Here is a 26,918-nt window from a genome sequence, read left to right on the forward strand (position 1 = left end):
TGATAACTTCAAAATCAGCTAAATTGGTGCTGCTCAGTCGGGAAGCTACCTTCGCGTACTGACTGCTGATAGAGCGCAAAAGCACCTTCGATACTGTGAGCGCTATTACGCTCATCTGTTAAAAAATCATGGATAAAACGTGGGACTCGGCCATGCGCCATACCTAGCATATCGTGCATAACCAATACCTGACCATCAGTATCGGCTCCAGCACCAATACCGATAACTGGCACGGCAACGGCTTCAGTAACGGCTTTTGCAAGCGCGGCTGGAACACATTCTAGTACTAGTAATGCAGCGCCAGCGGCTACAACTGCTTTGGCATCAGCAAGCAGTTTATCAGCCGCTTCATCACCGCGACCTTGAATTTTATAGCCACCAAACACGTTGACTGATTGCGGAGTCAAACCAAGATGCACACAAGTTGGTGTACCTGCTTGCGCCAAGGTCGTTACCAATTCACACAGCTCGCTACCACCTTCGATTTTTACGACATGCGCCCCTGCTTGCATTAGTGTGCGGCTATTAGCAACGGCTTCTGGTAGTGTCACATAACTCATAAACGGTAGGTCAGCCAATATCAGCGCGTGTTTGTTACTACGGGCAATATTGGCGGTGTGATAAGCCATATCATTGACTGTCACAGGTAGTGTCGAGTCATGGCCTTGTACAACCATGCCCAAGCTATCCCCAATTAAAATCGTATCAATTTCGGCTTTTTCCATCATTCGTGCAAACATCGAGTCATAACAGGTCAAGCAAGTGAACTTGGTACCTTCTTTTTTAAACTTATTTAGAGTAGATAATGTTGTCATATGACCCTCAATTAATCTGCAATGCCTTTGATTATCGATATTGCTACTATCAGAGCTATGATCGAGAAGTCTTAGACCAATACCCCAATCACCTGTTACTTAGCATTAGTTATTTATAATCAATCGCTTGATAGTAATGTTAAACCTGTCCAATCGCGACTTTGTGAATAGTCACTTATCGACTTACCGGCGATGGTTAAGTGTGGTGACATCTCTCGCAGTGGTATTAAGACAAAATTGCGCTCACTTAAACCAGCGTGCGGTATTGTCAGTATTGGATCAATAATCTGTTTCTCACCGTATAGCAAAATATCAACATCTAGACTACGTTCGCCCCAACGGCGCAAACGTGCTCGCTTGGCCATGCTCTCTAACTGTTGACAAAAAGCAAGCAGCTCATAAGGGTCAAACGTTGTCTCAAAACCAGCCACTGCATTGACAAAATCTGGCTGGTCTTGTGGACCCATCGGTGCTGAAGCGTAAAAAGAAGATACACTTACTTCACGTACCTGCTCATGTGCTCGCATTACTACAAGCGCATGCTGCAAATGATCGGTAGGCGAACCCAGCTCATTAGCGAGGTTGCTACCCAAGCCCACATAACAGGTAACCCAGTTACTATTATCTGTACTGTTATCCATATTATGCACTTTCAGTACTAGGCTGACGGCGGCGGCGCTTCGATGGTACAGGGCCTTTGTTATCAGTTGCTTTTATAACAGGCATCTGATCATTCGTATCTTGCTTCGCTTTAGCAGCCTTTGCAGTAGTTGCTTTTACCGATTTCTTGGCTCTAGCAGGTGCAGCGGTTTTTGTCGCGTCTTTGCTATCTACTTCCTTTACAACTTTAGTATCGCTTTTATCAATCGATTCAACTGCAAGCTTAGGCGCTTTTTTCGCATACTTCGCTGCTGGCTGCGCTTTGTCATTACTGCCCTTCGCATCGCTATTGCCTTGTACTTCGATATTGCTCGCACTATCCACAGTAGGTTGACGACGGCGGCGCTTATGTGGGATCGGCTCGTTATTCATACTAACTAACGCAGGTGATCTTGCGATCGAGCGAGCTGGTCTAGCCTGACTAGCTGATGCCTGAGCTTCTGGTTGGTTAGTATTAGACGGCTGAACGTTATTTGAGCGTTCAGACTTAACCGCTTGCTTTGGTGCATCTTGATTGGTTGATGCTTGCTTTCGTACAGGTGCTTTGCTGCGCTTCGATGTATCATCAGCTGACAGTTGCTTCTGCAATGGTGGCACTACGTTCTCGTGCTCGATAACAAATAATGGCTTAGGCTTCACCTGTTGACTTGCCGACTGCTTGTTACTAGCAAGAGACAACTGCTGTAGCTGAGCAAGCTCGTTATTATCTTGCTCTACTTGCTGCACGTTATGTCTGCTACTGTCGTTGCGGCCAGCTTTAGGTTGGCTGGCAGCGCGGCGGCGGCGAGCTGGAATATTTGACGAATCATTTACCATTGTTTGATCACTTCGACCTTTTTCAGCACGGTCATCGGCTTTATTTTGCTTTGTACTGTTCTGATTAGGTGTTACGTTATCAGTAGTCTGTGTTTTTGATTCTTGACGATTACGTCCGCGCCCACGTTGCCCTTTTTTATAAGCACCTCGGCGAATATTTTCGTCAAATTCATCAATCGCTTGCTGCTGCTCTTGTTCAGACAAGGTTTGATACGTCTGCCACCAGTCACCCATATCGTTGGTTGACTCTGATAGCGGATGCTCAGCATCGCCACATTGCTCACGCAATAACAAAAAGTCAAAGCCAGCACGGAAACGCGGATGCTCAGATAGCTGAACGATTTGTTTGCTACGCGGAGCTGCAAGTTTTGGCTGCAATATCCAGATATCACGGATAAATTGCTCAGCAAATTTCGGAATAGCGGTTTTGATACGCTGACGGTCGATGACTTTGCCAGCCGCATGCATTTGCGCTTCGGCAAACGGCATATTACGTTTCTTAGCTTTTGCTAATTGATGTAGGTAATTTTCCCACAGTAAGGCAGCATAGAAGAACGCAGGGTTGATACTCTTGCCCGCTGCAATACGCTTATCGGTATTGATAGCTACCTGATTGACTAAAGCACTTGGCTCAGACGGTGGATAGATAATGAGACTATCAATCGCACCTGATTCAAACAATAATGGCAACAGGGGTACTAGATAGCCACCAGTAAACATCTTTTGCGTTTCATCATAGAGACGATGCGGCGATATTTGCTCAAGCAGCGCCCAGTTCCCGTCATTGAACTGCTCGGACAACGCTTCATCAAATTCAAAACCTAACTTGGCTTTGAAACGTAAGGCACGGAGCAAGCGCACAGGATCTTCTTCGATACGTACTGGCGCATTGCCCAATAGACGAATGATTCTGTTATCAATATCATCAAGCGCGCCGCAGAAATCATGAACGATGCCTTTGAGCGGTTGATAATAAAGCGCATTAATAGAGAAATCGCGACGGGAGAAATCTTGTTGGATATCGCCCCAAACATTGTCGCGCAAAATCATACCATCTTGATTGGTATTAGCATCACTGGTTGGTGGACCACGGAAAGTAGCAACTTCAATCAACTCGCGACCTGAATACACATGCGCTAACTGGAAGCGGCGACCGATAATGCGGCAGCGCTTACCAAAGACATCTTTAATCTCATGCGGCTTGGCATCGGTGACGGCATCAAAGTCTTTTGGGCGCAGACCTAATAAAGTATCGCGCACACCACCACCGACGATATACGCATCAAACCCGGCACGGGTCAATGTGGCAATCACTTCAGTAATGGAATTGGGTAATTCAGATTTGTTCAGTTCTAACTGCTTGGCGGCACGCTCGGCCATGCATCTACTCCTCGCCGGTATTCTTTAACTACCCCTGAATAACACAGCGTTTATCAGGCGGATGTACCCGCTAGTTTAACAAATTTTGGACCTACTGGGGGTGTTATGACATTTACTTACATGCTATTTTGTCAATATTGGGGTTAATTAATGCAAAACACCGTTATTAATCGCGCACACTTAAACGTCTTTGGTTTTTCTCGACTGTTTTTGCACCGATACCTTTCACCTTTGCTAACTCGCCCACTGTCTTAAAATCGCCAAACATGTCACGATATAAAATTATCGCCTGCGCTTTACTGCTGCCGATACCATCTAACGAAACCAGCTCACCTTCATTGGCTCGATTGATATTGATGACTTTCTGCTCACGCGCTTGTGTAACAGCTTTTTCTTTTGCGATTAAATACTCATAAGCACGCTGAGGGTCGTCAAAACAAGGATCTGCGTTGGCGTTATTGAGTGCGACTACAGATAATAGGAGACTAAAAGCGGTGGTCGTCAGTAAACTGGCAAATGAAAATTTACAATGAGCGTTCATGTTGTTTCGCCGCTTCCCACAGTGCATCCATTTCTATTATATCGCTGTCTTCAATACGCTTGCCAGCGAGTTCTAGCTGCTCCTCAATATAACCAAAGCGAGATTTAAATTTGTGCACGCAGGTTAAGGTAGCCGCTTCTGCATCCAAGTTTAATTTGCGTGCGACATTGACCAGTGCAAACATACAGTCGCCTAATTCTTTTTCGACCTCTCTGATGTTAGCTTTGACCTCGATTGTAGACTTATCTGTTAGCTCATGCTTGAGCTCAGCAATCTCTTCGTCTAGCTTATCTACGGCACCTGCAATACCTTCCCAATCAAAACCCAACTTTGACGCTTGCTTTTGTACATCCTGCGCCTGCATCAAAGCACTACCCGCTTTGACTTGATCTAAGCGACGCTTTGATTTACCACGTGCTTCGCGTGCCTGCTGCTCCTCAAGCTTGATTTCGTCCCAGCGTACTTTTACTGCTGCATCGTCTTTAAGCGTTTCGGATTCAAACACATGTGGATGACGACGAACCAGCTTATCTTGCAAAGTGCTGATAACATCACTCATATCAAAGCGCCCTTGCTCCGCATACATCTGACAATGAAACACTACTTGCAGCAGCACATCGCCAAGCTCACCTTTGATGTCTTCATCATCTTCGCTTTGTACCGCTTCGCCTAGCTCGTAAGCCTCTTCAATGGCATACGGAATAAGGCTATGGTTGGTTTGCTTTTTGTCCCACGGACAATCTGTCCTTAGTCGTGCCATCAACGCTAACAAATCATCAAGCTGGCCAGTGGCTTCTGGTGTGCCTTGTACTGGTACAGGCACGGTAACTTTATTGTCTGAAATACTCATAAGGGCGGCTCTTATCGTTTTATGTATTGTTTGCTGATTCGTCTAATAGTTAGTGTATCATTGAACACGGCTTGGCTTATAATTGTGCTACTAACCTCTTCATTTTACCACCGCTCATGCGCGAGGAATTTTATCATTATGTCCACTTCTGCGACCACCAGCTATCAACCAACTGCGACATTCGACCCTATTACTATCAGCTCATTTAAAGCCTATGACATTCGGGGTGAGCTTGGGGTCAATCTCGATGAAGAGATTGCCTACCGTATCGGGCGCGCGTTTGCACAGATTTTATATCAACGTTATCAGGCAGCGGCTCAAACTCAAGCCGATGATATAGCAACTCTAAAACCTGCTATCGTTATCGGTAGTGATATTCGCCACTCTAGTGAGCAATTAAAACAAGCCGCTATCACTGGTATGATGGATGCTGGCGTTGATGTGATTGATTTGGGCATGAGTGGTACCGAAGAAGTATATTTTGCCACCAGTCACTATCAGGCGTTAGGTGGTATCGAAGTGACTGCCAGTCATAACCCTATCAATTATAATGGCCTAAAACTGGTTAAAGAACATTCAAAACCAATCAGCGCTGATGATGGGTTGGCAGAGATTCAAGCACTGGCAGAATCTGGGCAGTTCACTACAGATAATCAATCAGGCAAATTGCAGTTATTGACGGATAAAAGCGCGTACATCGATCATGTTATGACTTTTATTGATACTGATAAACTAAAACCACTCAAACTGGTCGTTAATTCAGGCAATGGTAGTGCAGGTCCTGTGGTCGATTTATTAATTGATAAGTTAGCACAAGCAGAAGCACCGATTGAAGTGATTAAATTGCATCATACACCAGATGGTAGCTTCCCTAACGGCATCCCTAATCCAATGATTGAAGCCAATAGAGTGGCTACCCAGCAAGCCGTTTTGGAAAATAACGCGGATCTTGGCATTGCCTTTGATGGTGACTTTGATCGCTGCTTCCTATTCGATGAACGTGGTGAATTTATCGATGGTAGCTATATCGTCGGTATGCTCGCTCAAGCTTTTTTAAACAAATACCCGAATGAATCAATCGTCTATGACCCACGAGTAATTTATAATACCGAAGCAGTGATAGAAGAACATAATGGTAGGGCTGTCATTAGTAAATCTGGACACTCATTTATCAAGCAAGTCATGCGGGACTCAGGTGCTGTATATGGCGGTGAAATGTCTGCCCATCACTATTTCCGCGACTTCTTCTATTGCGATAGTGGCATGATTCCATGGTTATTGACCATTGAGCTGTTGTCTAACACTGGTAAAACACTGTCTGAATTGGTCACAGGCTATATTGCTGCCTATCCTAGCTCAGGCGAGCTAAACTTTCGTCTCACAACCTATGACGCACCAACAATTATTAGCGCAATTGAAGATAAATTCAGCAACGAGCAACCAGTTAAATCGATACTCGATGGTTTAAGTCTGAATTTTGGCGAATGGCGCTTCAATCTGCGTGCATCGAATACCGAGCCGCTTATCAGATTGAATATCGAAAGTCGCGGTGATCAACCGTTACTGGCTGCTAAAACTCAAGAGATTCAGCAATGGTTAGCAACGCAAGATGCCGTACCAGCATAAAGTGATTGACCCAGTAGAAACAGTTCTGACTGTCAGTCGAAAAAGGCTCGCTAATGAGTATTCGCGAGCCTTTTTTCTATACACAGAAAACCTTAAACCAAACTATTTAGTTCGACCAATACCCCTATAGTCACCTACTAAGCTATTAATTTGCGAGCGTGTCAGGGCATTTTGCGCATCAAATACGGGCATAGCTTGCTGATTGATTTTGCCAATATCTAGTTGATCTCGCGGTGACCAACTAACAATAAAAATAGCATGGGTATCGCAAAGCTGTTGATAGGGACTAGTAATCAGCTCAAGTAATGGTTGTTGCTGATAAAACTCGGCAAGCTCGTGCTGTGCCTTGTCACTATAAACCAGTGTTCGAATATTATAAGACCACAGTAATGCTAACAACGGATGGATAGCTGAACCAGCGGTACGTCCTGAGCCTGACTTATAACTACCGCCCCAAATCATGACCGTTTTATTATCGATAAAGCCATCAAAATACTGCCAAAATTTACGGAATATCAGCTCTTTTTGATCTTCATTGATATGCATAATAGACTGTAATAGAGGCATATCCAAACTGTGTGTACGGCTTGATTGTTGCAATTTAGCCAGCTCGGTAGGCAAAGTATTACCACCGAATCCCCACCCTGCTTTTAAATAACTACTGCCTACCCGCTCATCCAATCCCATGATACGACTGACTTGACTGATATCGACATTTTGACTATCAGCCAAACGTGACATCTCATTCATAAAGCTCACTCTAGTCGCTAGCATCGCCATGATACTACTGCGAGCAAACTCTATCGTTGCGATATCAGCATGATGAGTAGCGCGTGCGTGCTGCATCAAGGGCTTCAATACATTCAAGTGCTGGCTGCTACTTGCTGTCTTTTCACCCAGTAGCCATAACGAAGGATTCAACATTGAGCTATAAGCATCGCCGTCTTGTAAGAATACAAATGGCACATAATAGACCCAAGCACGCTGTAAACGCTGAGCCAATCCTGCTACATGGCCTAATTGCTCAATGCCGCTCATAATCACAGGTAGCGCTTGCTGATGGCTTTGGTTAAAAGCGGTAATCCAACTGTCTTCTGTCCACGACGGCTTAATACTGTCTAAAAACAACCAATAAAGCATTACCCTACTTTGAGCATCAGTTTCGTTATGACCAGCTACTTCATAACCTTTTATTAGCATATCGGCACTAGCTGGTAAGGCTTTACTAATAATGACCTGCTGCTGCTCATACATTTGCCATAGCGCTTGCAGATGATGCTCAAAACCATACTGTTGTATCTGCTGCGTCAGTAGCGTCTTGTCTGCGTAAAGATGCACACACTGACCAAGACTTGCCAGCACTACTGCGCTGGTAATTGCCTCTATGCTGTGACCAATAAGCACACAAACTGTGGAATCAGTTAATTGGTTTGGTTCAGACTTATTATTGTATTTATTCATATGGCTACCATCTAAAGCCGTCTCCATGAGCGTGCTTTCCTATATTATTGACGTATCAATACTACTAAGACAGCTGCTTAATACGCTGTAGCAATTGGTCAGTAGATGTATCGAATAGACCTTGAGAGTCTTTCTGGATATGCTGCATAGCATGATGTACGGAGTCTGCCATTTGCTTGCCCATCTCGACACCCCATTGATCAAACGGATTGATATCCCAGATACTGGCCATGACATAGACCTTATGTTCGTAGAGCGCTATCAATGCGCCTAAACTATGCGGCGTCAGCTCATCAATCAGTAATGTGGTTGACGGTTGATTCCCACGGTAGTACTTATATTTGTCTGCTTCGGAAACTGTCTGTGGATCCACCAGATCTGTCACAGCAGCATTACCAAATGCCAATACTCGACTTTGCGCCAAACAATTTGCTAAAGACAACTCGTGCTGTTGTTGCAATGATGAGTTTTGCTCCTCATCACCGTAGCGTCGTACGCAAGCGATAAAGTCACAGGAGACTTGCTGCGTACCTTGGTGTAGCAGCTGATAGAATGCATGTTGTGCATTTGAGCCAATTTCACCCCATAGGATTGGGCAAGTATCATAGTCAATATGATCCCCATTCCGAGTAACAGACTTACCATTACTCTCCATCTCTAGCTGGGTAAGATAGCTAGGTAGATAGCCCAATCGGCCATCATAAGGCAATACAGTGTGCGCGTTTACTTGTAAAAAAGTACTGTTCCAAACAGCCAGTAAGCCTAGCAATACTGGTAAGTTATCAGCAAAATCAGCCTGTGCAAAATGCTCATCCATACTATGAGCACCGCTTAATAGCGCCTTAAAGCCATTCATACCGATACGAATAGCAATGGCAAGGCCAATTGCTGACCATAGAGAAAATCGACCGCCGACCCACTCCCAAAGCTGCAATTGATGCTCAGGATGAATTCCCCAAGCACTCATTTTTTCACTATTGGCTGAAATGCCGATAAAATGCCGACGCAATACACTATCTTCTGTACCTGCACGGAGTTTTGCCGTTGCAAGTAGCCAAGATAATGCTGTCCTGGCATTCGATAAAGTGTCAACCGTACCAAAGGATTTGGAAGAGATAATAAATAGCGTGGTCTCAGGATTTAAATGCTTGAGTAGATTATCAAGCTGCGTACCGTCCATATTGGAGACAAAATGCACTTCAATACTGGTATCTGCCCATTCGTCGAGCGCTGTAGTTGCCATGAGTGGGCCAAGATCAGAACCGCCAACCCCAATATTGACAACATCTGTAATTGCCTTGCCAGAAAACCCGCGCCACGTGCCATTGCGCACGCGCTCTGAGAGGCGTGCTACTTGTGCCAAACTATGATGTACATCAGCGACGATATTTTGTCCATCGACTTGTAATGTCGCTGTCTCTGGCAATCGTAATGCTGTATGCAATGCAGCACGCTGCTCGCTGGTATTTACCATCGCCCCTTGTAATAACGAATCAATACGAGCATCCAGCTCACAACTATCGGCCAAACTCAGTAAGTTAGACAATACTGTCTGATCGATACGCTGCTTACTAAAATCCATATACAGCGTACCAGCCTGCACACTGAAATGCTTAGCGCGCTTATCATCTTGCGCAAATAACTGTGCAAGCGACCACGGATGCTTTGCAAGCGTTTGTAGTTGCTGCCAGTATTTAGAATGTCGAGCATTGCTATATGCCTTATCGCCCTTTATCTCATTCATCAGCTACTCATCATCTGCTAATTGCTGCTCGGCAAAGTAGATGAATGCCTGCATATACGAGCGCATATCGCCTGCATCGTAGCTATCACCACGCATGGTCGTGACATGGACACCGTATTCACTAATGAGCGCGTCAATCGCATCTGTCAGCTGAATCTCACCACCGAAAGATGCTTTAGTGTTTGCCAAGTAATCAAAGATATGGTTGCTGAATACATAGCGTCCTACCACAGCCAGATTTGAAGGAGCATCAACTAAATTAGGCTTTTCTACAAAACCAGCCACTTTAAAGCTAGCATTAATATTTACTTCTTCATCAATGTCATTAGTATCGCTGAGCTTTTCATCTAGTTGAGCAATACCGTATTTATGTACGTCTTCATCCGCTACTTGATCAACCAATATCTGTGAGTGACCATCTGTAGCAAACTGATCTAACATAAAAGCCAAATTGTCAGCTGACATATCAGTGGTAAATGGATCGAGTACGACATCAGGCAATAATACGGCAAAGTCATGCTCACCAATGATTGGACGCGCTGCCAGTACCGCATGACCCAAACCTAACGCTTTACCTTGGCGTATCATCGATACTGTTACGTCTTCTGGCAACCAGTTTAAGCTATCAGCCAACTCATCTTTGCCTTTGTAACGTAATTGGTTGTCCAATTCCGCATTAATATCAAAGTAGTTTTCTATCGCGCTTTTTTGTGCATGACCGACTAAGACAATATGCTTAATACCCGCAGCGATGGCCTCTTCAACCACGTAATGGATCGCAGGGCGATTGCCAAGCGGCAACAACTCTTTTGGCACAGATTTTGACAATGGCAGCATACGTGTCCCAAAGCCTGCAACAGGAATAACGGCGTGGGTGATTTTTTTCATAGTTTTTTAGCTATCTTAAAAGATGGTAACTTAATAGTAAGGTTCAATAAGTCTTAGATAGTTCATACTTTCTTAGATTCTACTCTATTCACATGATATCTTAGCAATTATAATCATTCTTAACGTCGAAAATGACAGGTTAAAACCACGATATGAGTAATACAGTGGTATACAGGTGTGAGTGCCAATATAGCCTGCACCACCCGTGACTAATATTTGATTTTTCATAAGAGATTCAGATATAAAAAAGACACCCCATTGTAGGGGTGTCTTCTTAATAATTCAATATAGTTTTAGTAGTTAGCAAACTAATGCCTATTCTACCAACCAGTAACTTCTTTTAGCTTATCGCCAAGCTTAGATGGGTCACGCGTATATGCAATACCAGCATCTTCAAACGCTTTGAATTTCTCTTCAGCAGTACCTTGACCACCAGAGATGATAGCGCCAGCATGGCCCATACGCTTACCTTCTGGAGCAGTAACACCAGCGATATAGCCAACAACTGGCTTAGTTACATGGTCTTTGATATAAGCAGCCGCTTCTTCTTCAGCAGTACCACCGATCTCACCGATTAGGATAATAGCTTCAGTTTGTGGATCAGCTTCAAATAGCTTCAGTGCGTCAATCTGGTTCATACCAGGGATAGGATCACCACCGATACCGATACACGTTGACTGACCAAAACCAAGCTTAGTAGTTTGAGCTACAGCTTCATAAGTCAATGTACCAGAGCGTGAAATGATACCCACTTTACCTGGCTGATGGATATGGCCTGGCATGATGCCGATTTTGCACTGACCTGGAGTGATAACGCCTGGGCAGTTAGGACCAACCAAACGCACATCGCCAGCTTCTTCAAGATAGCGTTTTGCTTTTAGCATATCGATAGTCGGTACGCCTTCAGTGATCACTACAATCAACTTGACGCCAGCATCAATTGCTTCAACGATAGAATCTAGTACAAATGGCGCTGGTACGTAGATAACAGAAGCGTCAGCTTGAGTCGCTTCCATGGCTTCCGCCATAGTGTTAAATACTGGTAGGCCTAGGTGCGTTTGACCACCTTTACCTGGAGTCACACCACCAACTACTTTTGTACCATATTCGATGGCTTGTTCAGAATGGAACGTACCATTTTTACCAGTAAAACCTTGTACCAATACTTTGGTATCTTTATCGATTAATACACTCATTATATTTTCCTTGTATTCGGTTGTCTTGTAACAGTGGTCTTTATAACTATTATTATCGGTGGTGTTCTAAAAAGTATGCTGGCGATAAAAGTCAATAAGAAATCTAAGCTAAGTTCTCTGATTCTATAAAGCTTTCAAGGCTTCAAAAATTGTTCAAATTTTAATCAGCATACTTTTTGACACACCACCTTATTATCAAATTTTGATAACCAACTTTTATTATAAAAACCACTATTACGATTTGACTACTATGCTTAAGCGTTTATCTCTAAACACTTATGTGTAAAGACTTACGCTTTAACAGCATCGACAATTTTTTGAGCCGCGTCAGATAAACCTTGAGCTGAAATCAATTTCAGACCAGATTCTTCTAGGATTTGTACGCCTAGCTCAGCGTTGTTACCTTCTAAACGAACAACAACTGGTACTTGTACGTCAACTTCTTTGATAGCAGCGATAATAGCTTCTGCAATCATGTCACAACGTACGATACCGCCGAAGATGTTGATTAGAACGCCTTCAACACTGCTGTCTTCTAGGATAATTTTGAACGCTTCAACAACGCGATCTTTAGTTGCGCCGCCGCCAACGTCCAAGAAGTTAGCAGGCTTGCCGCCATACAACTTGATGATGTCCATGGTCGCCATTGCAAGACCAGCACCGTTAACCATACAACCGATGTTACCTTCTAGAGCCACATAGTTTAGATCAAACTCAGCTGCTTTAAGCTCACGCTCATTTTCTTGAGTCTTGTCTTGTAGCGCTGCGATTTTTGGTAGACGATATAGTGCGTTTGAGTCGATACCGATTTTGCCATCAACACAAACGATTTCGCCATTTTCACGAACAGCTAATGGGTTGATTTCCATTAGAGCAAAGTCGTTTTCAACAAATGCTTTATAAGCGCCAGTCATCAATTTAACGAACTGGTTGATTTGCTTGCCTTCTAGACCAAGTTTGAACGCAACGTCGCGCGCTTGGAAAGGCATTAAACCAACTAAAGGATCAACATTTACTTTGAAGATTTTTTCTGGAGTGCTGTGTGCTACTTCTTCGATATCTACGCCACCTTCGGTAGATGCCATGAAAGTTACACGACGAGTTGCACGGTCAACGACTGCGCCAAGATATAGCTCAGTTTGTACTGGATACATATCTTCTGCAACCAATACAAAGTTTACTGGCTGGCCATCAGCATCAGTCTGGAACGTTACTAAGTTAGTGCCGATCAGCTCTTCAGCAACTTGCTTAGCTTCTTCACGAGTTTTAACCAGCTTTACACCACCAGCTTTACCGCGACCACCAGCATGTACTTGCGCTTTAATTACCGCAATGTCAGTTGGAGTTTTATCAAAAGCTGCAGCAGCTTCTTCGCCGTTATGAGCGATGATGCCTTCTTGAATTGGCAAACCGTAGCTTTTTAATAGCTCTTTTGCTTGATACTCATGTAAATTCATTGATTGTATCCTTTATTTTTTACAATTAATAAAAAGTGAAATCAAGTGCGCACATATACATATTAATCATACGTCTGACGCACTCATGATTGTGGCATCACCAAAATAGCGATACCCCAATCAGGTTGTAAATCGATAATAACTAAACGAGCAACTACTTATTTCTTACGTTTTTTGCGCTGGATAGCGTGGATAGCACGGCCATCTGCAGATAGAGCAGCTTCATGCACTGCTTCTGAAATAGTTGGATGAGCAAATGTCATCAACTGCAAATCTTCGATACTAGAGACAAATTCCATCGCGATCATACCTTGATGAACGATATCACCAGCACCAGCAGCGATAGCATGCATACCTAATAGACGATCTGTTTTCGCATCAGCGACTACTTTCACAGAACCTTGCGCTTCACTTTGCGCTAAGGCACGACCGTTAGCAGCTAAATTGAAAGAACCTGTTTTAACTTCATAGCCAGCTTCTTCAGCTTCTTGCTCAGTTAAACCTACCCATGCGATTTCTGGGTGAGTATAAATGACATTGATGATGGTGTCATAGTTAACTTGAGGTTTTTCGCCATGAATACGCTCAACAGCCATCATGCCCTCTTCCATAGCTTTATGCGCAAGCATAGGACCACGGACCAAATCACCGATAGCATAAACGCCATCAAGGTTAGTTTTGCATTGGTCATTGACATCGATAAGGCCACGTTCAGTCAATGTGATACCGCTGTCATCGCCAAGCAGTTTTTCAGAATAAGCACGGCGGCCAACACAAACGATTAGCTTGTCGAAGCTCTCCTCGCTCGATTCACTTTTGCTTTCGCTAGTGACAACAACTTGGTCACCTTGAACTTCAGCATTGGTTACTTTGGTATCGACACGGATGTCAAGACCTTGCTTTTTCAGCATTTTGCCAGCTTCTTTTGAGATGTCTTTGTCAGCAGCAGCTAAGAAACTAGGAAGTGCTTCATATACGACTACTTCTGCACCTAGACGACGCCATACTGAACCAAGCTCAAGACCGATAACACCAGCACCAATAACGCCTAAACGCTTAGGTACTTCAGTGAAATCAAGTGCGCCAGTTGAATCAACAATACGGTCACCGTCAGTTTTGGCAACAGGAATCTCGATAGGCACAGAACCGGCCGCAAGAATAACATTCTTAGCAGTAATCGTCGTTTCGCTTTCGTCTTCTAGAGCAGTAAATTTAACTTTTTTATCAGTGCCCGTGCCGTCAACTAAAGTACCCCAGCCTTGTAGCCAGTCAACACCATTGCCTTTTAGCAACGCTGCAACACCACCAGTCAACTGCTTAACAATACCTTCTTTACGCTCTATCATTTTTTCGATATTGATAGCAACGTCACCAGTACTGATACCGTGCTCGTCAAGGTCATGCTTAGTAGCTTCGTAACGATGTGAGCTGTCGAGTAGGGCTTTTGATGGGATACAACCAACGTTTAAGCAAGTACCACCAAGTGCTGGCTCGCCTTTATAAACGCGCTTTTCGATACAAGCAACGCTCATACCGAGCTGGCCTGCACGAATAGCTGCTTCGTAACCACCAGGACCGCCGCCGATGACGACTAAATCATAATTGTCTTTCATAGTACGTTCCTATTTTTAATTGTATGTGTCATTTAAACTGGTTGTTATCTTGCTGATAGATCAACGTTATCTACACTGAATAGTTAATACACTATGTCAGTGAGATAGACTCACTCATCGATAATCGATAACAAGTCACCATTATTAAATTCATTTGAATACAGTTATCAGCGCATCAAGCGATCACTGAGTAATAAAAATCATTATCTATACCAAAGTTAAAAAGCTTGTATCAGCGGTTGCCAATACAAGCTTAAAAGCTTACAGGTCTAGTAGTAGCATTGCAGGGTCTTCGACCAACTCTTTGATAGTTACTAAGAACTGTACTGCTTCTTTACCATCGATCATACGATGGTCATAAGATAATGCTAAGTACATCATTGGTAAGATTTCAACTTTACCGTCGACAGCCATTGGGCGGTCATTGATAGCATGCATACCTAGGATAGCAGTTTGTGGTGGGTTCAAGATAGGTGTTGACATCAATGAACCAAATACACCACCGTTAGAGATAGTGAACGTGCCGCCAGTCATGTCTTCTAGACCAAGCTTACCTTGCTGAGCTTTACCGCCAAACTCACGGATTGTGCTTTCAACATCAGCCATGCTCATGCGATCAGTATCACGTAATACTGGAACAACCAAGCCACGATCTGAAGATACTGCTACACCGATATCATAAAAACCATGATAAACAATGTCATCACCATCTAGTGAAGCGTTTACTGCTGGGAAGCGTTTTAACGCTTCTGTTGCTGCCTTTACGAACAACGACATAAAGCCTAAACGTACGCCATGACGTTTTTCAAACTTCTCTTTGTACTTAGCGCGCATGTCCATCAATGGCTTCATGTTCACTTCGTTAAACGTCGTCAACATCGCAGTATCTTGTGATGCTGATAATAGACGCTCAGCAACACGCTTACGAAGACGAGTCATTGGAACACGTTTTTCAGTACGCTCACCCATTGATTCAGCAACAGGACGGCCGCTATCAGACTTGATGCTGCTGTCTGATTTCAATGTCGGGTTAGCCATATCAGTTTTGGTTACACGACCACCGCGGCCACTACCTTCAATTTCTTTAGGATCTACGCCTGACTCTTTTGCTGCTTTACGAACTGCTGGGCTTTGATCTTTATGATCAGCTTCGCCTTTCTTATCTGTTACTTGAACAGGCTCGCCACCATCAGCAGCTTGTTTTGCTTGAACTGGCGCAGCTGGTTGGTCTGGATCTACTGCTGGCGCTTCTTCTGCGCTAGCACCAGCACTTGCACCGGCTTCAAACTGAGCGATAAGCTCATCAGACAATACAGTATCGTCAACTTGCTTTACGATTTTGGTCAATACACCATCATCAGGTGCCACAACTTCTAATACAACTTTATCAGTTTCAATTTCAGCCAATAGGTCATCACGATTAACTTGTTGACCTTCAGTGACGTGCCACTCAACGATTGTGCCATCGGCAACCGATTCTGGAAAAACGGGGGCTTTGATGTCAGCCATCGATATACTCCTTAGATTTGGATATTCATACTTATTATTAAGTCGTGATAGGCAGCCGGTAATCTTTTAATAACTTTGCTTATATTTTATTAGAAAACACTGACTGTCATCGCCTGATTCATTTATCTTCTATAATCTTTTGATTAGACAAGGTATTACTGAGCTAATTCATCAACACTTATGCCAAGGCCACCAGCAATGAGTGCTTGCTGTTGTTGAGCATGTAGTTTCGGTGATCCTGTTGCAGGGGCTGCACTAGGAGGACGCGCTACTGGCTCCATGACTTTTGCTTTGGTTGGATGCGGTACGACAATACGGAACATATGCGGTGCTAAATAGTACCAAGCGCCTTGGTTCAATGGCTCTTCTTGCGTCCATACGATTTCCGTTAAGTTACTGTACTTTTCGATTTCAGCGATTAAGCGAGTCTCTGGCAATGGGTACAATTGTTCAATACGAACGATAGCCACATGATCAAGACCTAATGCGCGGCGCTGCTCTAACAAATCATAATAAACCTTACCACCACACAGAACCATACGGGTCACTTTATCTGCGTTGTGATCATCCATCTCTGGCAATACCGTCTCAAACTTACCGTTAGCAAGCTCTTCTAGATTAGAAGTCGCTAGCTTATGACGTAATAAGCTCTTTGGTGACATAACGATCAGTGGCTTACGAATAGGACGTACTGCCTGACGACGTAATGCATGATAAATTTGCGCAGGAGTCGTTGGGGTAATGACCTGCATATTGTCTTCAGCACATAGCTGTAAGAAACGCTCTAGACGTGCAGATGAATGCTCAGGACCTTGACCTTCGAAACCATGTGGTAACAACATCGTCAAACCACAAACACGCTGCCATTTGGTCTCACCGCTTGAGATGAACTGGTCAATCACAACCTGAGCACCGTTAACGAAATCACCAAATTGTGCTTCCCAAACGATCAATGCGTTCGGTACAGTGGTCGCGTAACCATATTCAAAAGCTAGTACCGCCTCTTCTGACAACAATGAGTTGTAAGTAGCAAAGCGCGCTTGATTTTCGCTCAAATGAGACAACGGTACATACATGCTGCCATCATTTACATTATATATTTCACTGTGACGATGTGAGAAAGTACCACGGCCAACATCTTCACCAGTAATACGTACTAATACGCCATCGTTATCGACCAATGATGCATAAGCCAATGTCTCAGCTGCACCCCAGTTAAGAGGCTCTTCGCCCGTTTGCATCGCTAGACGCTGCTCAACAACTTTTTGAACCTGACGTTGTAACTTGTAGCCTTCTGGCATTTCGGCCATACGGCGTCCATAACCTTTGAGCTTTTCGATATCAACACTGGTATCCCAGTCATCAACCAAGTCATGACCTAGATAAGGTTTCCAATCTACAAACAGCTGCTCGTTAGGCTCTTGAACCAGTGAGCTAACAACATAATCACCACGGTCTAACGACTCACGATAGTCATCTTCGTACTGTTTCTCTTCTTCGGCATTCAAGATACCTTCTGCGATAAGCTTCTGCGCATACAGAGTACGAGTAGTTGGAAGCTTCTTAATAACAGCATACATCAATGGCTGAGTTGCAGATGGCTCATCTGCCTCGTTATGGCCATTACGACGATAGCAGAACAAATCAATGATGATGTCTTTGTCAAACTTATGACGATAATCTAATGCTAACTGAGCGGCAAATACGACTGCTTCAGGATCATCACCGTTTACATGTAGGATAGGAGCATGAACCATCTTGGCAACGTCAGTACAATATTCAGTTGAACGAACATCTTCTTGACGGCTAGTAGTAAAGCCAACTTGGTTATTGATCACGATATGCACAGTACCGCCAGTGGTATAAGCACGGGTCTGTGACATCTGGAAGGTTTCTTGGACCACACCTTGACCAGCAAAAGCAGCATCACCATGAATCACGATAGGTAATACTGAATTACCACCAGTATTATCTAGTAGTGGCTGATCGTTACGGCGTACTTGACGGGCACGTACTGAGCCTTGTAGTACTGGCGCGACAATTTCAAGATGCGATGGGTTAAATGCTAAAGCCAAATGCGCTTCGCCCCCTGGTGTCATCACATTAGATGAAAAACCATTGTGGTATTTAACGTCACCTGAGCCTTTTTCTGGCTGTACCTTACCATCAAACTCGTCAAACAAATCTGCAGGGTTTTTACCTAAGATGTTGACTAGTAGGTTTAGGCGGCCACGGTGAGCCATACCAATGACCATTTCTTTTGTGCCATACCCACCAGCACGTTGAATGATTTCATTGATAGCAGGAATGAAGCTCTCGCCGCCTTCCAAACCAAAACGCTTAACACCCGTATATTTACGAGCAAGATATTTTTCTAGACCTTCAGCAGCCGTCAAGCGCTCAAGAATAGATAAACGTTTTTCTTTATCAAATTTGATATAACCTAGATTGGTCTCTAGGTATTCTTCCATCCAGCGTTTTTCTGTACTGGTAGTAACGTGCATGTACTCGACACCGATATGGCCACAGTAAACACGTTCCATGATTTCGATGATTTCACGCAATGTCGCTTCATCTTTACCGATGACTAAATCATTGGTCGGGAATACGGTATCGAGATCAGCTTCTGACAAATTATGATAAGCAAGCGTCAAATCTTCTACTGCTGCACGTGGATGCAAATCTAGAGGATCAAGCTTAGCACGGCGATGACCGCGACGACGATATGCTGAGATTAGTTGCTGTACGCCCATCTGCTTAGGATCACAGTTGGCAGAGCTGCTAGAGTCGGTATCAGTACTGCTACTCTTATTTGCCGTTTGATTACGAGCAAGTAATAAGAACTGATCTTTGATAGCGTTGTGCTGAGCATCGTTCTGCGACTTATACTGTTCAAAGTACGTTTGCCAGTCAGTATCAACGCTATCAGGGTCTGTTAGGTATTGCTCGTAGAGAGCTTCTATATAGTTGGCGTTATCGGCAGCCAGTTCGGTATGTACTTGGCCAGATTTTTCTTTGGTTATACTATTCATAATAATCGTCTATTTGATAGATAAATGAATGGAATCGTGCTTATTATTGTGTCAGTCGTTGTATGCTCAGGTACTTAGACAATGTGTCATATCCTGTTAAATACTATTCGATAAAACACTTTTATCCCTAAGTATTGCCATCACCATAGAATATTGCTGTCATTGTCTACAAGAGCAAGTGATGCTAAATAGTGGTAACAAGTCTTATTGCAATACCCGTCTAAAAATAAAACTATTTGTGAACGCTCAGTTTTCTTATCTAGCTCGTTTCACAACATTAATTTATATATACTTCTTTGAGTCATAACCAATCCATTAATGATAAGCTATTAATAGATAATTATATTTTCAGCTAACCTATAAACTGGTTATTGATGCTGAATTACCCTAAATTTGCTGATAAATTCTGCCTTTTCAGACAGACATACATTGCTGTATAGATTATCATGCCCATTTTTTTCGACATAGTTTGTTTATTCAATACTAGGTATTTATGTAATGAATATCTATCATCAATTATAAACGCATAATCATTGTGCGCATAGTATTTTAGCCCGATAATGTCATAATGTGTTTAAACAATACATATTAAGCGCTAAAAAAGACACTTTAACCATCTCATTAAATACCAAAGCAATTATACCAAAATTCGACTATGTCTATATTCGATTATATAGGGTGATTGTCTATATATTATTTCTTCTTACATACAACCAACGTATTGACCATACAGTTTTACTCATAAATCATTTAATACCTATTTTTCAATAGGCTAAATTCATCATATCTTTTAAATGACAAGTTAGTTATAAAAGTAGTAAATCTATATATCAGCTTTTTAACTAACAAAAACACCACCTAATGAATAGGTGGTGTTTTTCGTATGGTAACTATAAATATTAATTATTTATGCTTAACCAGCTTGGTCAATCAACATATTACGTAAGTGACCGATCGCTTTGGTTGGATTCAAGCCTTTTGGACAAACTGATACACAGTTCATGATACCGCGGCAACGGAACAAGCTAAACGGATCGTCTAAGCGAGCTAAACGTGCTTGAGTATCACCGTCACGGCTATCAGCAACGAAGCGATAAGCATGCAGTAAGGCTGATGGACCTAAGAACTTATCAGGGTTCCACCAGAATGATGGGCAGCTGGTTGAACAACAAGCACATAGAATACATTCGTATAGGCCGTTCAGCTTTTCACGCTGTTCAGGCGACTGTAGACGCTCAGTTGGCGGTGCTGGCTGATCATTGATCAAGTACGGGTGTACTTTTTCATACTGCTCATAGAACTGGTTCATATCGACAACCAAATCACGAACCACTGGCAAACCAGGTAGCGGACGAACCGTTACTTTTTCTGGTAGCGTGTTCATGTTGATTAGACATGCCAAACCGTTCTTACCATTGATGTTCATGCCGTCAGAGCCACAAATACCTTCACGGCAAGAGCGACGGAAAGTAAGCGTTTCATCTTCTTTCTTTAGGCGTAATAGTACGTCAAGCAACATACGATCTGAATCAAGTAGCTCAATCGTATAAGTTTGCATGCGTGGCGCTGCGTCCAGATCAGGATCGTAGCGATAGATTTCGATGGTGCGAGTACCTCGGCTCATAATGCTAAACTCCACACGTAGGTGATGGCGGGCATACAAAGATTGCAACATATTTGCGCTAGCTATTAATCAGCACTGATAACCAGTATCGGATACCAATTAACAGCGTAGTAGCGCTGGCATGAGCATGTAGCTGGCGGTCACCTTTTTAATAAATTAATAAGGGATAAAACGTTAACACTGCTGTTATCTATCAACTATATATAAAGTATGCAGTCTAAAATTAGTAGACGCGAACTTTTGGTTCGATATAATCAACAGTTAATGGCACTTTACGTACTGGCTTATAAATAATGCGATTGCCTTCAGAGTACCATAAAGTATGCTTCATCCAATCGTGGTCATTACGGCCGTTAGGTGCGTAATCATCATCTTCTGGACGATCATAATCGGATACACTGTGCGCGCCGCGGCTTTCATGACGCTTCGCTGCAGATATCATTGTTGCTTTTGCTACTTCATACAAGTTAGCAACTTCGAATGCTTCAATACGTGCTGTGTTGAACACTTGTGATTTATCGCCAAGATGGATCTTGTCGATCTTTTCACCTAGCGCTAAAATTTTCTCAACGCCTTCGTCCATCATCGCTTGCGTACGGAATACACTAGCGTGTTTTTGCATCGTAGCACGAATCTCATCAGCCACGTCTTGCGCGTTGTAGCCTTCAGTAGACTGTTGCAGTTTGTCTAAACGCTTCACTGTAAAGTCAAGGACGCGTGGATCAAGCGGCTTATAGTTATGATCAGCATGATGGAACTCATCAACGATATGCTTACCAGCTGCGCGGCCAAATACCAATAGATCTAGTAAAGAGTTCGTACCTAGACGGTTAGCACCATGTACACTGACACAAGCACACTCACCGATTGCATAAAGACCTTTAACCACATTGCCTTTAGCATATAAACCGTCCTCATCAGTACCTGCTTCTAGATCCGGTACAATCACTTGACCATGAATCGTGGTTGGAATACCACCCATCATATAGTGAATGGTTGGGATAACTGGAATTGGTTCTTTAGTAATGTCAACGTTGGCGAAGTTTTTACCAATCTCAAAGACTGATGGCAGACGCTTCATGATGGTTTCAACGCCCAAATGCGTCATATCCATCACGATATGGTCCGCATTAGGACCACAACCACGGCCTTCTTTGATTTCTTGGTCCATTGAGCGCGATACGAGATCACGTGGTGCCAAGTCTTTCACGGTTGGTGCATAACGCTCCATGAACGCTTCACCATCTTTGTTACGCAAGATAGCGCCTTCACCGCGGCAACCTTCAGTCAATAGTACACCAGCACCATGAACACCAGTTGGGTGGAACTGCCAGAACTCCATATCCTGCAACGGTATACCAGCACGTACTGCCATGCCAATACCGTCACCAGTATTGATATAAGCATTGGTAGAAGCGGCGAAGATACGACCAGCACCACCTGTCGCTAGGACAGTAATTGGTGACTGGAATACTGCAATCGTACCCGTCTCTTGCTCAAGCGCGACGACACCGTTGATGTTACCCGCTTCGTCTTTGATCAAATCAAGCGCGATCCACTCGATAAAGAACTCAGTGCCTTGCTCTAGGTTTTTCTGATATAACGTATGTAGTAGTGCATGACCTGTACGGTCAGCAGCGGCACAAGCACGTTGTACTGCTTTTTCGCCATAGTTAGACGTGTGACCACCGAACGGACGCTGATAGATCGTACCATCTTCGTTACGGTCAAACGGCATGCCCATGTGCTCAAGCTCATAGACTACTTTTGGCGCTTCACGGCACATATATTCGATAGCGTCCTGGTCACCTAACCAATCTGATCCTTTAACGGTATCATAAAAGTGAAAGTGCCAGTTGTCATTGCTCATGTTGCCCAAACTTGCACCGATACCACCCTGAGCGGCAACCGTGTGCGAACGCGTTGGGAATACTTTGGTAAGGACTGCAACCTTCATGCCTGCTTCCGCTAAATGCAATGAAGCACGCATACCTGAGCCGCCGCCACCAACGATAACTGCATCGTAGTTTAAGGTCTTAATATTACTAATGGTATTGTCTTGTCTAGTTGCCATTACGGTTTTCCTAATGCCTGTTAATGCGTAAAAGTAAATCAAAGACTGTTTAAGACATCTCTATTACAGCTATAAAGGCTTACTATTTGGCCATTTCATACGCTTATAAAATAAAGAGTCTCAATAATCATTAACCACTTAATTTGCATATCTATCGTTATACTGAACTAAGCCTACTCAACTATAATCAGATTAGCTGATCAGTAATGCCAGTCCAATGCTATGACTATTCTTGGCTATCAACGGATGACTCTAAAATACTTTGCCAACTAATGTAGCAATTGGATGCATCCATCGTTATATATAGATATCAGAGCTTTTTATGAGATGGTTAAACGGCAGCGATACCGAAACCGTTACCCCAAAAAATCATGATGCCCCAAAATAGAAATACTAAAATAGCGATAATCATCAATGACTGTAGTACTAAACGTAAACCTGCTGCGCTTGAGCCCAGTTTGCCTGTTGTAATATAGTCAGTAAATACTGTCCACATCCCAACCCAAGCATGACCAGCTAGTGCAAGTACTGCAACCAAGCTGAATAGACGCATTGGTAGGCTGGTCATAAATGATGACCATTCAACAAAAGTGACATCGCCATGGGTCAAAAAGAAGCCCAGCAATACCACACTATAAACGGCTAAAACAACAGCACTAATACGCTGAATAATCCAATCACGTGAGCCTGAACCTGTCAGACCAGTAGCACTTTTGATTCCTGAATCATTTTTTATCATTAGAACATCACCCATACAAATGACGCGACAACTAAAATCGCTGCAATCACAAAACTGACCATAGAGGCAGTGCGGCCAGATTTTAGCTCTTCGTTCATGCCCATATCAGCAAATAAATGTTTGATACCCATTACAAAATGATATGCAATGGCGGCAACAAATATCCATGCCAAAAAGCGCACAAGTACGTTGTCAAATACGGTCGCAAAACTCTCAGGCGATGCCAATGAGTTCTGTAGTATCCATAACATGACAGGAATCAGTAAAAATAAAATAATGCCAGAGATACGATGCAAGATAGAGGCGATCGCGATCGGTGAGCGATTAACGCTAATCACTTGGCTTAAAGGCAGATCAATAGGTCGGTTGCTTTTCACAGCGGGCATCCTTTTGCGGTTATACTCCTGTATCTGCTATCAACGCCTGACATAAATAGTGCCAATTGAGCATTGAGCAACACACGAGACGAATAAAGTAAGGAAGAGCTAGCTGACTTCGTTTAGTTTGCGCTAAATATGAAGAAAGGATCATGTATATAAAGGTATTGATAGACTATTCAATGTCGCTTGTCGAATCGACAGGCCTATCAAACAACCTATCTATTATACAACAAAGAGAATAAACATGAGTAACATCGACTAACCAGTCTATTTTAGAGGTCGTATGAATAGTAAGACAACGTTACTATGTCTTCTATATCAGAGCAGACCTTGTATTAGGCACTTGAAATCTTGTGCCAAACAAATAAAAAAGATTGGTTAAGAAGAAAATTCAAACCATAGAATGCGGTTTGGTCTATCGTAACATCAGACAATCGTAAACAAGCATGAATAGAAGACGCTCTGAACGACACTATAACATGGTCATTTATTAATTCGCGCAAAGCTAATGCCAGTTAATTCCTACAATTATAAAATGCCTGAGCAATAATTACAAATTTATCCATTCAGTAAGAATATATACATATTTAATCAATAAATGAATGGATAAGGATAATACTGGTTTTAATAGTGATTATTATGACAAACTTTAATCCGCTTACTAGGCATAGTCTGCCAGTTTTTGGTGTCATTATTTATGAGTTTTGTCTCTTAAATATATTTAGAAACCCAAAATATTGGCTCGATAATGCTGCTATAAACTTGCTCAAAAACAGAGGAATTTTAAGCAAAATAACCTGACAGACATATTTTGATACAAAAATTACAGCGAATAACTACCGCCACACCGCGCCAATTGGACACATGGTCCATAAAAGTTTTTTCAAATCATCAAGAATTGCTGCTAATATACCCTGCGTACTAAATGAGTTGAATGCACTTTTACCGTTCAACCAACAATGACGCGAGGGTATGCGTCTGTAGTAATTTATTCTAACAAGTCAAACCAATGGAGAGCAATTTATGGCTGATACTAATGCCAAACTAACCGTGAATGGTGAAGAATACGAACTTCCTATTATTAAAGGTACTTTAGGGCGCCCAGTTATCGATATTGCTGCTTTACAAGAATCAGGATTTTGGTCTTATGACCCTGGTTTTAAAGTAACTGCTCCTGTTGAATCAAAGATTACTTATATTGATGGTGGCAAAGGCGAGTTATTACACCGCGGCTACCCTATCGACGAGCTAGCGAACAATGCTGAATACCTAGAAGTTGCTTATGCACTTTTACATGGTGACCTACCTACTGCTGAGCAAAAAGCAGAATTTTTTGAAAAAATCCGCGAGCATACTCCTGTTCATGATCAATTGCGTAAGTTCTTTGAAGGCTTCCGCCGTGACGCGCATCCAATGGCTATCATGGTTGGTGTCGTTGGTGCTTTATCAGCGTTCTATCATGAAGACCTAGACGTGAGCAATGAAGAGCATCGCGAAATCACAGCTATTCGTCTGATTGCTAAGATGCCTACGCTTGCTGCGATGAGTTATAAATACTCACAAGGCGAACCGTTCATGTATCCGCGTAATGACTTTAACTACGCAGAAAACTTCTTATACATGATGTTTGCAACACCTGCTGACGTAGACTACGAGAAAAACGACGTTATCACTCGCGCAATGGACAAAATCTTTACTTTGCATGCTGACCATGAGCAAAACGCCTCTACCTCAACGGTACGTTTAGCTGGTTCTACTGGTGCAAACCCTTATGCATGTATCGCTGCTGGTATCGCAGCCCTTTGGGGACCATCACATGGCGGCGCGAACGAAGCTGTTCTTGAGATGCTAGACGAAATCGGTACTGTTGAGAACGTGCCTGAGTTCATGGAAAAAGTGAAGAGCCGTGAAGTGAAGCTAATGGGCTTTGGTCACCGTGTTTACAAAAACTTCGATCCACGCGCTCAAGTAATGAAAGAGACTTGTGATGAAGTACTAGAAGCACTAGGTATCAACGATCCTAAGCTTGAATTGGCAATGGCACTAGAGAAAATTGCGTTAGAAGATCCGTTCTTCATCGAGCGTAACTTATATCCAAACGTTGATTTCTACTCTGGTATCATTTTGAAAGCCATTGGTATCCCAACGTCAATGTTTACCGTAATCTTTGCATTGGCTCGTACTTCAGGTTGGATCAGCCATTGGTTAGAAATGCACAGTGCACCGTTCAAAATCGGTCGTCCACGTCAGTTATACACTGGTGAAACGCGCCGTGATTTTGTAAAAGTTGAAGATCGCAAGTAAGCAAAAATAATCGTTACCCAATAAAAAATCCCGCCATCGTGCGGGATTTTTTATTGTCTTAACTCTCGTTATTTGATATTGATTGTTTTATGAGAAATGACTAACTAAATAAGCTCTTAAAACTACCCCACTCTCAACTTGAAATAAGCAATTCAAACTGAAGAGGCGGGTTACCAAGTTTTTTGTTGAGTACAAAGCACAGATTGTGC

Annotated in this window: 19 protein-coding genes; 2 read left to right on the top strand and 17 right to left on the bottom strand. The window is 43.0% G+C overall.

Going from position 1 to position 26,918, the window contains the following annotated elements:
• Window positions 1-14: 14 nt before the first annotated feature.
• From panB to mazG, 5 genes are all read right to left on the bottom strand, one after another.
• Window positions 15-815 (bottom strand): 3-methyl-2-oxobutanoate hydroxymethyltransferase, encoded by an 801-nt coding sequence (panB, locus tag CXF61_RS09845; RefSeq protein ID WP_165598083.1) that lies wholly within the window; start codon window positions 813-815, stop codon window positions 15-17.
• A 119-nt stretch (window positions 816-934) separates the two neighbouring features.
• Window positions 935-1,456 carry a 2-amino-4-hydroxy-6-hydroxymethyldihydropteridine diphosphokinase gene (gene folK / locus CXF61_RS09850; RefSeq protein WP_165598084.1) on the bottom strand — a complete coding sequence of 174 codons (522 nt, stop codon included), beginning with the start codon at window positions 1,454-1,456 and terminating at the stop codon, window positions 935-937.
• Between the two features lies 1 nt (window position 1,457).
• Window positions 1,458-3,671 carry a polynucleotide adenylyltransferase PcnB gene (gene pcnB, locus CXF61_RS09855; RefSeq protein ID WP_165598085.1) on the bottom strand — a complete coding sequence of 738 codons (2,214 nt, stop codon included), beginning with the start codon at window positions 3,669-3,671 and terminating at the stop codon, window positions 1,458-1,460.
• A gap of 166 nt (window positions 3,672-3,837) precedes the next feature.
• Complete coding sequence (locus CXF61_RS09860; RefSeq protein ID WP_165598086.1) at window positions 3,838-4,212, bottom strand: ComEA family DNA-binding protein; 375 nt, start codon at window positions 4,210-4,212, stop codon at window positions 3,838-3,840.
• Window positions 4,196-5,062: a nucleoside triphosphate pyrophosphohydrolase gene (mazG, locus tag CXF61_RS09865; protein WP_165598087.1), complete on the bottom strand. Its 867-nt coding sequence runs from the start codon at window positions 5,060-5,062 to the stop codon at window positions 4,196-4,198. Before mazG ends, CXF61_RS09860 begins: the two co-directional genes overlap by 17 nt.
• Window positions 5,063-5,200: 138 nt before the next feature.
• Between mazG and CXF61_RS09870 the strand changes: the two genes are divergently transcribed.
• Window positions 5,201-6,688, top strand: coding sequence for a phosphohexomutase domain-containing protein (locus tag CXF61_RS09870; RefSeq protein ID WP_165598088.1), 1,488 nt, complete (start codon window positions 5,201-5,203; stop codon window positions 6,686-6,688).
• A 102-nt stretch (window positions 6,689-6,790) separates the two neighbouring features.
• On the opposite strand, the gene CXF61_RS09875 is transcribed toward CXF61_RS09870, so the two are convergent.
• From CXF61_RS09875 to sdhC, 12 genes are all read right to left on the bottom strand, one after another.
• A complete protein-coding gene (locus tag CXF61_RS09875) occupies window positions 6,791-8,149 on the bottom strand; it encodes a UDP-glucose/GDP-mannose dehydrogenase family protein (protein WP_165598089.1) in 1,359 nt (452 codons plus the stop codon).
• A gap of 64 nt (window positions 8,150-8,213) precedes the next feature.
• Window positions 8,214-9,893, bottom strand: a complete 1,680-nt coding sequence (gene pgi / locus CXF61_RS09880) for a glucose-6-phosphate isomerase (RefSeq protein WP_165598090.1) — start codon at window positions 9,891-9,893, stop codon at window positions 8,214-8,216.
• A 3-nt stretch (window positions 9,894-9,896) separates the two neighbouring features.
• Window positions 9,897-10,781, bottom strand: coding sequence for a UTP--glucose-1-phosphate uridylyltransferase (locus CXF61_RS09885; protein ID WP_165598091.1), 885 nt, complete (start codon window positions 10,779-10,781; stop codon window positions 9,897-9,899).
• 320 nt (window positions 10,782-11,101) lie between these two features.
• Window positions 11,102-11,977 (bottom strand): succinate--CoA ligase subunit alpha, encoded by an 876-nt coding sequence (gene sucD / locus CXF61_RS09890; RefSeq protein WP_101204626.1) that lies wholly within the window; start codon window positions 11,975-11,977, stop codon window positions 11,102-11,104.
• A 290-nt stretch (window positions 11,978-12,267) separates the two neighbouring features.
• Window positions 12,268-13,434 carry an ADP-forming succinate--CoA ligase subunit beta gene (gene sucC / locus CXF61_RS09895; RefSeq protein ID WP_165598092.1) on the bottom strand — a complete coding sequence of 389 codons (1,167 nt, stop codon included), beginning with the start codon at window positions 13,432-13,434 and terminating at the stop codon, window positions 12,268-12,270.
• 158 nt (window positions 13,435-13,592) lie between these two features.
• Window positions 13,593-15,047, bottom strand: coding sequence for a dihydrolipoyl dehydrogenase (gene lpdA, locus CXF61_RS09900; RefSeq protein ID WP_165598093.1), 1,455 nt, complete (start codon window positions 15,045-15,047; stop codon window positions 13,593-13,595).
• 261 nt (window positions 15,048-15,308) lie between these two features.
• Complete coding sequence (gene odhB / locus CXF61_RS09905; protein ID WP_165598094.1) at window positions 15,309-16,556, bottom strand: 2-oxoglutarate dehydrogenase complex dihydrolipoyllysine-residue succinyltransferase; 1,248 nt, start codon at window positions 16,554-16,556, stop codon at window positions 15,309-15,311.
• 155 nt (window positions 16,557-16,711) lie between these two features.
• Window positions 16,712-19,588, bottom strand: a complete 2,877-nt coding sequence (locus tag CXF61_RS09910) for a 2-oxoglutarate dehydrogenase E1 component (RefSeq protein ID WP_102091387.1) — start codon at window positions 19,586-19,588, stop codon at window positions 16,712-16,714.
• Window positions 19,589-20,501: 913 nt separating this feature from the next.
• Window positions 20,502-21,212 carry a succinate dehydrogenase iron-sulfur subunit gene (locus tag CXF61_RS09915; RefSeq protein ID WP_055123743.1) on the bottom strand — a complete coding sequence of 237 codons (711 nt, stop codon included), beginning with the start codon at window positions 21,210-21,212 and terminating at the stop codon, window positions 20,502-20,504.
• Between the two features lie 223 nt (window positions 21,213-21,435).
• Entirely contained in the window at window positions 21,436-23,286 is a 1,851-nt protein-coding gene (gene sdhA, locus CXF61_RS09920; RefSeq protein ID WP_057757857.1) for a succinate dehydrogenase flavoprotein subunit, read from the bottom strand.
• A 331-nt stretch (window positions 23,287-23,617) separates the two neighbouring features.
• Window positions 23,618-24,022, bottom strand: coding sequence for a succinate dehydrogenase, hydrophobic membrane anchor protein (gene sdhD, locus CXF61_RS09925; RefSeq protein WP_057762261.1), 405 nt, complete (start codon window positions 24,020-24,022; stop codon window positions 23,618-23,620).
• A gap of 2 nt (window positions 24,023-24,024) precedes the next feature.
• Window positions 24,025-24,411, bottom strand: coding sequence for a succinate dehydrogenase, cytochrome b556 subunit (sdhC, locus tag CXF61_RS09930; RefSeq protein ID WP_082624524.1), 387 nt, complete (start codon window positions 24,409-24,411; stop codon window positions 24,025-24,027).
• A gap of 1,017 nt (window positions 24,412-25,428) precedes the next feature.
• Between sdhC and gltA the strand changes: the two genes are divergently transcribed.
• On the top strand, window positions 25,429-26,709 hold the full coding sequence (gene gltA / locus CXF61_RS09935) for a citrate synthase (protein WP_057757851.1): 1,281 nt from the start codon (window positions 25,429-25,431) through the stop codon (window positions 26,707-26,709).
• The last annotated feature ends 209 nt before the right edge of the window (window positions 26,710-26,918 follow it).

This window comes from Psychrobacter sp. 4Dc (genome assembly GCF_002836715.1).
Classification (GTDB): domain Bacteria; phylum Pseudomonadota; class Gammaproteobacteria; order Pseudomonadales; family Moraxellaceae; genus Psychrobacter.